Source organism: Streptomyces sp. NPDC055025 (genome assembly GCF_053608565.1).
The window spans coordinates 33,489-43,850 of the sequence record NZ_JBSGVS010000002.1; the positions used below are offsets into that span (position 1 = coordinate 33,489).

Consider the following 10,362-nt stretch of genomic DNA (forward strand, 5'->3'; position numbering starts at 1 on the left):
GCCAGCCCCAGGCGCCCTCCCCGCGACGGCCCGCGCGCCGGGCGCGGGCCGTCGCGGTCGTACCGGTTCCGCCGGATGCGCCGTCAGGAGCGCCTGGCGTGCCGGTCGCGCGGGGGGTACGGCGCGCGCGGGGCGCGCGCATCGTGCGGATGGACATCGGGCTCAGTTGCCCTTCGAGATGGCCTGTTCGCCGTTGCGCTGGAGGTCGGCGAGGATCTTCTTCGGGTCGGCGGTGCGCAGCGACTGGAGATCGGTGTTGAACTGGCTCAGCACCTTGTCGAAGCCGGCGATCGTCACCGGACCCTGCGCGTACGCGCTGCCGTCGACCCAGGCCTTGGCCGCGGGGAACCGCTCGGCGTACGTGGTGAGCGCGCTGGTCCGCGACGGCATCACACCGAACGCGTCCGCGAAGGCGATCTGCTGGTCCGCGGTGGTGAGCGACTTCACGAGGTCGACGCCCGCCTCGCGGTGCGCGCTGTCGGCGGCCACGCCCCAGCAGGTGCTGAAGGCGAGCGTGCCCTGGCCGGCCGGGCCCGCGGGCAGCGGTGCCACGGCGTACTTGACGTCCGGGTAGTCGAGCTTCATACCGCCGTCGAGCCAGTTGCCCTCGATGGTCATCGCGGCCTTGCCCTTGCCGAGCGCCTCACCGCCCCAGCCGGTGTCGACGTTCTTGGCGAACTTCATCGAGCCCGACTTGAGCAGGGACTGGACGAACGCGAGCCCCTCGGCGTTCTCGGGGCTGTCGGCGGTCATCTTCTTCTGGTCCGTGTCGGTGACCCAGCCGCCCGCCTGCTTCATGAAGACACCGAGGCGCTGGTACTCGTCGCTGGTGACCAGACCGGTGACACCACCGGTGGTGAGCTTGTCCGCGACGGTCTTCAGCTCCTCCCAGGTCTTCGGGTAGTCCTTCTCCGTCAGACCGGCCTTCTGCCACAGATCGGTGTTGATGGCGAGACCGAGCGTGGAGGTGTCCTTGGGCAGGCACATCAGCTTGCCGTCGTACGTGAACGACGTACGGAGCTGCTCCGAGAAGTCGGAGGCGTCGGATATCTGGTCGCCGTACGCGTAGAGCGAGCCGCCCTTGGCGTAGTTGGCGAACTGGTCGGAGTTCACATAGAAGACGTCCGGCGGCTTGTGCCCGGCGAAGGACTGGGCGAGCTGCTGGTTCATGTCCTTGGCGACCTCGACGGTGACCGAGTTGCCGGACTTCTTCGCGTACGCGGCGGCGGCGGTCTTGACCGCCTGGGTCTCGGCGTCACCCGAGGTGGCGATGAGGACCGTCAGGTTCTGCTTGGCGGCCTTGTCCTGGGCCGGCTCCTTGCTGTCGTCGAAGCTGGACGAACAGCCGGTGGCGGTCAGCAGCGCCGCGCACGCGGCGAAGGCGGCGACGGCCGTGCGGGTGACCATGAATTCCTCCTGAAAGGGATGAAACGTGCGGCTCAGCGGCCCGGAAGGGCGTGCTGTGAATCGATGGGCCGCCACCGGGGCACGTCGTACGACGGCTCCGGCGGGGGCGGGTGGGCGCGGCAAAGGCGCGGGTAGCGGGGGCTCGGTCCGGCCGGGGGCCGGGGGTCCGGTCCGGGCGGGGCTCAGCCGGCTAATACCGGTGTGCTGTCCCGTACGACGAGCGAGGGTTCGAGCAGGACGCGCTCCGGCGGCGCGTCCGGGTCCGCCATCCTGGCCAGCAGCAGCCGGACGCATTCGCGGCCGACGGCTTCCAGCGGCTGGGCGATGGTGGAGAGACCGGGGGAGAGGAGCGCGGCGGTGGGGGAGTCGTCGAAGCCCACCACGGCGACGTCCTCGCCCGGTACGGCCTCGCGCTTGCGCAGGGCGTGGTAGCAGCCCAGCGCGAGCATGTCACTGGCGGCGATCACGGCCGTGGCGCCCGCGTCCAGCAGCGGTCCCGCGGCGGCCTGTGCCGAGTCGATGTCGTCGACGCTCTGCGCGCGTCTGCCGCGGATCGGAAGACCGTGCCGGCGCATGGCGCGCTGCCAGCCCTCGGCGCGGTCGTCGCCGACGCCGGAGCCGCGCGGCCAGCCGAGGAACGCGATCTTCCGGTGGCCCAGAGCGACGAGATGGTCCACGGCGGCGTCCGTGCCCGCCGCGCCGTCGACATCCGCCCAGTCGCCTATCTGGCGGCCCGACCACATCCGGCCGAAGCCCACGAAGGGCACGCCGCGCTTGGCCAGCCACGCCTGGCGCTGGTCGCCGCGGTCGGTGCCGCTGAGCACGAAGCCGTCGACACGGTGCAGATCGAGGAGCTCCTCGTAGCCGTCCAGCGCTCCCGCGCCCGGCGGCGAGGCGAACAGCAGCACCCGGTAGCCGGCCTCGTCCGCGGTCTGGGAGAGCGCGTGCAGGAACCGGTCCATGACCGGCGCCGTGGTGCCGGGCGGCATGGGACGTATGCCGTAACCGATCAGCTTGCTGGAGCGGGTACGGAGCGCCTGCGCGGCCCGGTGCGGCCGGTAGCCCATCTCATCGATGGTGCGCCGGACGCGTTCCAGGGTCTCGGGGCGGAGCAGTCCGGGTGAGTTGAGGGCATTTGACACCGTTTGCGGAGAGACCCCTGCCCGTCGCGCGACCATGGCCAGGGTCACTGGACCGGCCTTGGCCGAGGGGGTGTCGGGGGAGCGGGGCATGGGTGTCTCCGGAGGCGGGTCGTGTGCAGAGCGAGTTCGGTGTGAGTTTATTGGAGCGTTCTAATGCCATTGTCAACGCCCTGAGGTCGTCGTTAGGGTTCTTGGAACGCTCCAATGCCTGAGAGGTTCTGCTCTGTTGGATACAACTGTCAAGACCCACGACATAACGAACTCCGTCGCGGGGGCCGCCCCCTCGGCCGAAGGGCTCCAGCCGTTCCTGCACGACGCCGTGGTGACGCTGTACGCGCCGAGCTTCGCGGTCTCGCACGCGGACGGTCAGATCGACGGCGGCGCCGACGGCTTCTACCACGGCGACAGCAGGGCGCTGGCCCGGCTGACCGTGGCGGCCGACGGCATCGCGATCGCACCGGTGCGCGGAGCCCTTGACGGTGCCGACAGAGCCGCTTTCCGCGGTGTGCTGCGCGGTCTCGGCGAGGACACCGCCGACCCCGCCGTCACCCTGCACCGGCGCCGGGCCATCACCTCCGGGCGGCTGGAGGAGACCCTGGAGGTCATCAACGCCGGTGGGCAGAATGTCCGTTTCCGGCTGATCGTGACCGCCGCCACCGATCTCGCGCTGATGGAGCGCGTCAAGACCGGGGACACCCAGCCCGCGGTCACCGCCACCGCGTCTGCGGGAGGACTCGACTGGTCGCGTGGGCCCTTCGCCGTACGGCTCGTCTCCACCCCGGAGCCCACCGCCGTCGATCCGGCGGCAGGACGGCTGGAGTACGGGATCGAGCTGGCGCCCGGCGCGGCCTGGACCGCCGTGCTGCGCTGTGACGCCGCTCACGAGGACGGCGACCAGTTCCCGGCGCCCCCGGCGGACAGCGCGCCCTGGCGCGTCCCCGTGCTGCGCAGCGCCGACCGGCGCTTCGACCACTGGATCGACCAGTCGGCCGCCGACCTCGACCGGCTGCGGCTGACCGACTCCGAGGCGCCCGAGGACCAGTTCCTGGCCGCGGGAGCCCCCTGGTTCCTCACGCTCTTCGGCCGAGACTCCCTCTGGGCGGCCCGTATGCTGCTGCCGCTGGGCACCGGACTCGCCGCCGGTACGCTGCGTACCCTCGCCCGCCGCCAGGGCACGGCGTCCGACCCGGAGAGCCAGGAGCAGCTCGGCAAGATCCTGCACGAAGTGCGCCGCGCCGCCCAGGAGTTCCACGACGGCTTCGCCCTGCCGCCCAGTTACTACGGCACGGTCGACGCCACCCCGCTCTGGGTCACCCTGCTGCACGACTCCTGGCGCTGGGGCCTCGCGCCCGAGCAGGTCGAACAGCTCCTGCCGAACGCCGAGTCCGCGCTCGCCTGGATGCGCGACCACGGCGACGCGGACGGCGACGGCTTCCTGAAGTACATCGACCTCACCGGACGGGGCCTCGCCAACCAGGGCTGGAAGGACTCGGGCGACGCCATCCGGCACCGCGACGGGCGGCTGGCCGCCGCGCCGATCGCGCTCTGCGAGGTCCAGGCGTACGCCTACGAGGCGGCCCGCGGCGGCGCCGCGCTGCTGCGCGCCTTCGGCCGTCCCGGCGCCGACGAGTGGGAGGAGTGGGCCGAGCGGCTGGGCGACCGGTTCCGCGCCCACTTCTGGGTGGAGGACGAGCGCGGCGCCTATCCGGCCGTCGCCCTCGACCGTGACAGGAAGCCGGTGGACTCGGTCACCTCGGGCTTCGGCCATCTGCTGGGCACGGGTCTGCTCAACCAGGAGGAGAGCGCGCTGCTGGCCGCCCGGCTCAGCGCCCCCGATCTCGACTCGGGGCATGGGCTGCGCACACTGAGCAGTGACTCGGTGGGCTACAACCCGTACGGCTATCACATCGGTTCCATCTGGCCGCACGACACCGCGATCGCCGTGCACGGGCTGGTCAGGGCCGGATTCCCGGACGAGGCGGCGTCGCTCGCGGCGGGTCTGCTGACCGCGTCCGCGGGCTTCGACGCGCGCCTTCCCGAACTCTTCGCCGGCCATGGCGTGGCGACCGACGCCTGGCCCTCGCCGTATCCGGCGTCCTGCCGTCCGCAGGCCTGGGCGGCGGCCTCGTCGGTGCTGGTGCTCCAGTCCGTCCTGGGGCTCAGCGCCGATGTCCCCGGTGGCACGCTCACCGTCGCGCCCGGGTTCGCGGAGGCCTACCGGCCGCTGACGGTGACGGGACTCGATGTCGCGGGCGGACGGCTGGACATCTCGGTCGACGCCGACGGTACGGCGCACATCGAGGCGCCGGCCGGTCTGGAGGTGAAGAGGGAGCACCCGGCGGCGCGTTGAGGGGTGCCTGCCGGTGCCTGCCCCGCGCGCGGGCGGGACTTCGGCGGCGGCCGGAGTCCCGCCGGTTTCCGTTGCCGGCCGGGCCGTGTCGCTGTTGGGCCGAACGAGTGAGGGACGAGAGTATGGCCGGATGCAGACTCAGCGCAGGGGCGGGGTGGTCCGGTGAGCAGGTACGGCAGATACGGCGAGTTCGACGCCACCGACGAGCAGTGGGAGGGCCTGGCACAGGTCGTCCCGCTGCGTGGCCGCGACGAGTGGCCGTCCCGGGTCGACCACCGGGCCGTCCCGCGTGACTACGCGGCGGAGAACCGGCGCTTCATCGTCCTGCGGGTGCAGGTGTTCGGGGACGCGCGGGAGGTGGCGGACCATCTCATCGCGCGGATCCCGGTGCTGCTCGATCTGACCGGCGCGGAGCCGGATGTGGCCAAGCGCATCCTGGACTTCAGCAGCGGGGTCGTCTTCGGTCTCGGCAGCGGGATGCACCGGGTCGACAAGAACGTCTTCCTGCTGGCGCCGATCGGCACGGAGGTCGAGGGGATCGCGGCGGAAGCCGTCCCCCGGTCGTAGGGAGGCCCCCGAGGCGGAACGGTTCACCGCGTCGCGGGTCCTGTACGGCGGGTCCGGCCGGTCCGGCTGGTACGGCGGATCCGGCGGGTCCGGTCGGTATGGCGGGTCCGGTCGTGGGCGCGGGCGCGGAGCCGTCGGGGAGGGCTCGCGCGCGGGCCGCCGGAGTGACGGTGGTAGACCTGGACGCGTGACGGAACATGACGTGGCGGGACTGCAGCGCAGGCTGGCCGAGTTCGCGGCGGCGCGGGACTGGGAGCCGTACCACACCCCCAAGAACCTGGTGGCGGCGCTGAGCGTCGAGGCTTCCGAGCTGCTGGAGATCTTCCAGTGGCTGACACCGGAGCAGTCGGCGCGGGTGATGGAGGACCCCGGGTCGGCGCACCGGGTGACCGACGAAGTCGCCGATGTGCTCGCCTATCTGCTCCAGCTCTGCGAGGTGCTGGGGATCGACGCGCTCGCGGCGCTCGCGGCCAAGATCGACCGGAATGAGGTCCGCTTTCCGCCCAAGCGGTCCTCAGCGGGGCCCGATTCACCATGATCGTCACTCTGCGGAGTGACTGAGTTATACACATTGAGCTTGCTGTCCAGAGATTTCCGCATTGCTCTGGCCTTTCTGTCGCCATTCCCTCACTCTGGGTAGTGGAGTGAACGGGCAGGATTGTCGTATGAGCGGGGGCTGTGCATGGATGCGGAACGGCTCATCGGAGTGAGCCGGCATGCCCTGGCGGGGAGCGCGGAGGCGCTGGATGTGATCGCGGAGGCCTGTCAGGCGCAGGCCCTCGCGCAGGCGATCGGCAACCAGTTGGCGTTGAGCGGACCGCAGGAGCTGAGGGCCGAGGCGCGGGAGCTGGGCGAGGCCGGCGGGCGCGGCTGCGGACCGCCGGATCAGCCGGGGCTCTGCCCCGGCGGGATACGGGCGGGGCAGCTCTCCGGGGTGCGGGACCCGGGGGGAGCGCTGACGAGACTGGGCGAGCTGCTGGGTGAGGTGGGCATCGCGCTGGTCGCGGTGGCCTGTGCCACGGACGAGGAGGGGCTCTACTGGCAGTGCATCGAGGCGATCGACGCCGCCGACGAGTCGAGCGACCGGGTGGGCGGAATGCTGCGCAGGCTGAGCGCACGGGAGCGGGAAGGGGGCAGGCGGTTCGAGGGTGCAGGATAGAAGCATGGATCTTCGAATCTTCACCGAGCCCCAGCAAGGGGCGACCTACGAGACCCTGCTGACCGTGGCCAAGGCCACCGAGGACCTGGGCTTCGACGCCTTCTTCCGGTCCGACCACTATGTGCGGATGGGGTCGGGCGACGGGCTCCCGGGGCCGACGGACGCCTGGATCACCCTGGCCGGGCTGGCCAGGGAGACCAAGCGGATCCGGCTCGGCACGCTGATGACGGCCGCCACCTTCCGGCTGCCGGGCGTGCTGGCCATCCAGGTCGCGCAGGTGGACCAGATGTCCGGCGGCCGGGTCGAACTGGGCCTGGGCGCCGGCTGGTTCGAGGAGGAGCACACGGCGTACGGCATCCCCTTCCCGAAGGAGAAGTTCGACCGCCTGGAGGAGCAGCTCGCCATCGTGACCGGGCTCTGGGGGACGGAGGAGGGCAAGACCTTCAGCCATGACGGCACGTACTACCAGCTCACCGACTCGCCCGCGCTGCCCAAGCCCGCGCAGGGCAAGGTGCCGGTCCTGATCGGCGGGCACGGCGCCACCCGCACCCCCCGGCTGACCGCCCGGTACGCGGACGAGTTCAATATGCCGTTCGCCTCCATCGAGGACACCGAGCGGCAGTTCGGCCGGGTGCGGGACGCCGTGGCGGCGGCCGGCCGCCGGGCGGACGAGCTCGTCTACTCGAACGCGCTGGTGGTCTGTGTGGGCAAGGACGACGCGGAGGTGGCCCGGCGCGCGGCGGCCATCGGCCGGGAGGCGGACGAGCTCAGGGCGAACGGGCTCGCGGGCTCGCCCGCCGAGGTCGTCGACAAGATCGGGCGGTACGCGGCGGTGGGCGCGTCGCGGTTCTATCTCCAGGTCCTGGACCTGGACGATCTCGACCATCTGGAGCTGATCTCCGCGCAGGTCCAGTCACAGCTCGGCTGAGTCCCGCGCATGGCCGGGACCGAGGACCCAGGGCCCGGTCGGTGGGCACGGAGACCGACCCGGTGAGCAGCGGTGAGCGCGGGGACCCGGTGAGCGCCGGTGAGCACGGAGACACTGGAGAGCAGTCATGAAACCCGCCCGCACACTCGCCGCCGCCCTCGCCGGGGAGACCGTCGTCCTTGACGGCGGTCTCTCCAACCAGCTCGCGGCACAGGGCTGCGACCTCTCCGACGAGCTCTGGTCCGCGCGGCTCCTCGCCGACGGTCCCGAGCAGATCGGGGCGGCCCACGCGGCGTATGCGCGGGCGGGCGCGCGGGTGCTGATCACCTCCAGCTACCAGGCCACCTACGAGGGCTTCGCGCGGCGGGGTGTGGGGAGGCGGGAGGCGGCCGGTCTGCTGGCCAGAAGTGTGGAGCTGGCGCGTCACGCGGGCGAGACCGTGGAGCACGAGGTGTGGGTGGCCGCGTCGGTCGGTCCGTACGGGGCGATGCTCGCGGACGGCAGTGAGTACCGAGGGCGGTACGGACTGACCGTACGGGAGCTGGAGCGTTTCCACCGGCCGAGGATCGAGACCCTCGTGGCGGCCGGTCCCGACGCGCTGGCGCTGGAGACGGTGCCGGACACCGACGAGGCGGAGGCCCTGCTGCGGGCCGTGGACGGCTGCGGGGTGCCGGTCTGGCTCTCGTACTCCATCGCGGGGGAGCGCACCTGGGCCGGACAGCCGCTCGCCGAGGCCTTTGCCCTGGCGGCCGGTGCCGGTCAGGTGATCGCGGTGGGTGTCAACTGCTGCGAGCCGGCGGACGCCGACCGCGCCGTGGAGACCGCCGCCTCGGTGACGGGCAAACCGGTCGTCGTCTATCCCAACAGCGGCGAGGGCTGGGACGCGGGGAAACGGACCTGGCGCGGCGAGGCCACCTTCGAGCCGGCGCGGGTGGGGGCCTGGCAGTCGGCGGGGGCACGGCTGGTGGGCGGATGCTGCCGGGTCGGTCCGGCCGACATCGCCCGGCTCGGCGCCGCGCTGGGCGGGTGAGGACACCGGGGGCGCGGCGGGAGGGTGCCGGAGCACAGCGGGAGGACATGGGAGTACGGCGGGAGGACGTGCAGGACGAAAACCCCTGGTCGTAGTGGTCCTCCCGGGCAATACTCGATCGGGTGTTCCTGACGATCAGTACGACCGGCACCCCGGAACGTCCCGCGACCGACCTCGGATTTCTGCTGCACAAGCACCCCGACCGGGCGCAGACGTTCTCCACAGCGCATGGCACGGCCCATGTGCTCTACCCCGAGGCATCCACCGAGCGCTGCACGGCCGCGCTGCTGCTGGAGATCGATCCCGTGGCGCTGGTCCGGCGGAGCAGGGGGAAGGGCCGGGGCGGCGCGCCCGACGCGGCGCTCGCGCAGTATGTCAACGACCGTCCCTACGCGGCCTCCTCGCTGCTCGCCGTCGCGCTGAGCACGGTCTTCAAGAGCGCCCTGCGCGGGGTCTGCGCCGCGCTGCCCGAGCGCGCCGCCCGGCCGCTGCCGCTGCGGATCGAGATCCCCGCCGTGCCCGCGCGCGGTGGCGCCGAGCTGGTCGGCAAGCTCTTCGGGCCGCTCGGCTGGACATCGGTGGAGGCACGTCCGGTGGCGCTGGACGAGCGGTTCCCCCAGTGGGGCGAGTCGCGCTATGTCCAGCTCGTCCTGGACGGCGAGCTGCGGCTGGCCGACGCGCTGCGCCAGCTCTATGTCCTGCTGCCGGTGCTGGACGACGCCAAGCACTACTGGGTCGCGCCCGACGAGGTGGACAAGCTGCTGCGCGCGGGCGAGGGCTGGCTGGCCGAGCACCCCGAGCAGAAGCTGATCACCAGCCGCTATCTGGCCCGCCGCTGGGGTCTGACCCGGCAGGCCATGGAGCGCCTCGAACTGGTCCGGCTCGCCGAGGCCGACGACATCGACGTCGAGGCGATCGACAACGCCGTGGAGGAGATCCTCACCGACCCCGCCCTGGACGGCGCGGAGACCGGGGAAGCGCGCTCGGACGCCACTGACACCACGGACACCGCAAACGGCACCGACACCGCGGACGCCACCGATACCGCGGCCAGCGCTGACGACGGGCGTGTGAGGAGCTTCACGAAGGAGCCCTCGCTCGCCGATCAGCGGCGCGAGGTGATCCTGACCGCCCTCCGTGCCACGGGCGCGGGCACGGTGCTCGACCTGGGCTGCGGGCAGGGACAGCTCGTACAGGCGCTGCTCAAGGACGTGCGCTTCACCCGGATCGTCGGTGTGGATGTGTCGGTACGCGCCTTGGCCATCGCCGGGCGCCGGATAGGGCTGGACAGGATGAGCGAGCGCCAGGCCGCCCGTGTCACGCTGATACAGGGCGCCCTCACCTATACGGACAAGCGGCTCAAGGGGTACGACGCCGCTGTGCTGAGCGAGGTCGTCGAGCATCTCGATCTGCCGCGTTTGCCCGCCCTGGAGCACGCGGTGTTCGGCGCGGCACGGCCCCGTACCGTCATCGTGACCACGCCCAATGTCGAGTACAACGTCCGCTGGGAGACCTTGCCCGCCGGACACGTGCGCCATGGCGACCACCGCTTCGAGTGGAACCGCGAGGAGTTCCGCGACTGGGCCGGAGAGGTCGCCCGACGCCATGGCTATGACGTCGCGTATATCCCGATAGGTCCTGATGACCCCGAGGTGGGACCGCCCACACAGATGGCCGTTTTCACACAGAACGACAAGAGCGTCGCGACCGGGACCGTCGTGACCGGGACCGCCGTCACTGCGGCGGCCGAGCAGGAGGGGAAGACCGCATGAGCGACCG

Annotated in this window: 9 protein-coding genes; 7 read left to right on the forward strand and 2 right to left on the reverse strand. The window is 71.8% G+C overall.

The window, feature by feature from the left end:
- Nucleotides 1-162: 162 nt before the first annotated feature.
- Entirely contained in the window at nt 163-1,407 is a 1,245-nt protein-coding gene (locus ACWGDX_RS01490; RefSeq protein WP_453621084.1) for a sugar ABC transporter substrate-binding protein, read from the reverse strand.
- Between the two features lie 182 nt (nt 1,408-1,589).
- The gene (locus ACWGDX_RS01495; protein WP_453621086.1) at nt 1,590-2,639 is read right to left on the reverse strand and encodes a LacI family DNA-binding transcriptional regulator; all 1,050 of its coding nucleotides are present in this window, start codon (nt 2,637-2,639) and stop codon (nt 1,590-1,592) included.
- A 136-nt stretch (nt 2,640-2,775) separates the two neighbouring features.
- Here ACWGDX_RS01495 and ACWGDX_RS01500 point away from each other — a divergent pair, with 136 nt between their 5' ends.
- The 7 genes from ACWGDX_RS01500 (at nt 2,776) to ACWGDX_RS01530 (ending at nt 10,355) form a co-directional block, all read left to right on the forward strand.
- Nucleotides 2,776-4,899 carry a glycogen debranching N-terminal domain-containing protein gene (locus ACWGDX_RS01500; RefSeq protein ID WP_453621088.1) on the forward strand — a complete coding sequence of 708 codons (2,124 nt, stop codon included), beginning with the start codon at nt 2,776-2,778 and terminating at the stop codon, nt 4,897-4,899.
- Between the two features lie 162 nt (nt 4,900-5,061).
- Entirely contained in the window at nt 5,062-5,466 is a 405-nt protein-coding gene (locus tag ACWGDX_RS01505; protein ID WP_363082315.1) for a cell division protein SepF, read from the forward strand.
- Nucleotides 5,467-5,653: 187 nt separating this feature from the next.
- Entirely contained in the window at nt 5,654-6,004 is a 351-nt protein-coding gene (locus tag ACWGDX_RS01510) for a nucleotide pyrophosphohydrolase (protein WP_453621090.1), read from the forward strand.
- Nucleotides 6,005-6,148: 144 nt separating this feature from the next.
- Nucleotides 6,149-6,625: a DUF6099 family protein gene (locus tag ACWGDX_RS01515; RefSeq protein ID WP_363082313.1), complete on the forward strand. Its 477-nt coding sequence runs from the start codon at nt 6,149-6,151 to the stop codon at nt 6,623-6,625.
- A 4-nt stretch (nt 6,626-6,629) separates the two neighbouring features.
- Nucleotides 6,630-7,553, forward strand: coding sequence for an LLM class F420-dependent oxidoreductase (locus tag ACWGDX_RS01520; RefSeq protein ID WP_453621092.1), 924 nt, complete (start codon nt 6,630-6,632; stop codon nt 7,551-7,553).
- Between the two features lie 127 nt (nt 7,554-7,680).
- Entirely contained in the window at nt 7,681-8,583 is a 903-nt protein-coding gene (mmuM, locus tag ACWGDX_RS01525; RefSeq protein ID WP_453621094.1) for a homocysteine S-methyltransferase, read from the forward strand.
- Nucleotides 8,584-8,705: 122 nt separating this feature from the next.
- A complete protein-coding gene (locus ACWGDX_RS01530; RefSeq protein ID WP_453621096.1) occupies nt 8,706-10,355 on the forward strand; it encodes a 3' terminal RNA ribose 2'-O-methyltransferase Hen1 in 1,650 nt (549 codons plus the stop codon).
- Nucleotides 10,356-10,362: the final 7 nt, after the last annotated feature.

What these genes read in the sequence shown, in the direction of transcription:
- mmuM (WP_453621094.1), top strand. Translation starts at nt 7,681, where the DNA reads ATGAAACCCGCCCGCACACTCGCCGCCGCCCTCGCCGGGGAGACCGTC.
- ACWGDX_RS01515 (WP_363082313.1), top strand. Translation starts at nt 6,149, where the DNA reads ATGGATGCGGAACGGCTCATCGGAGTGAGCCGGCATGCCCTGGCGGGG.
- ACWGDX_RS01490 (WP_453621084.1), bottom strand. Translation starts at nt 1,407, where the DNA reads ATGGTCACCCGCACGGCCGTCGCCGCCTTCGCCGCGTGCGCGGCGCTG.
- ACWGDX_RS01495 (WP_453621086.1), bottom strand. Translation starts at nt 2,639, where the DNA reads ATGCCCCGCTCCCCCGACACCCCCTCGGCCAAGGCCGGTCCAGTGACC.
- ACWGDX_RS01520 (WP_453621092.1), top strand. Translation starts at nt 6,630, where the DNA reads ATGGATCTTCGAATCTTCACCGAGCCCCAGCAAGGGGCGACCTACGAG.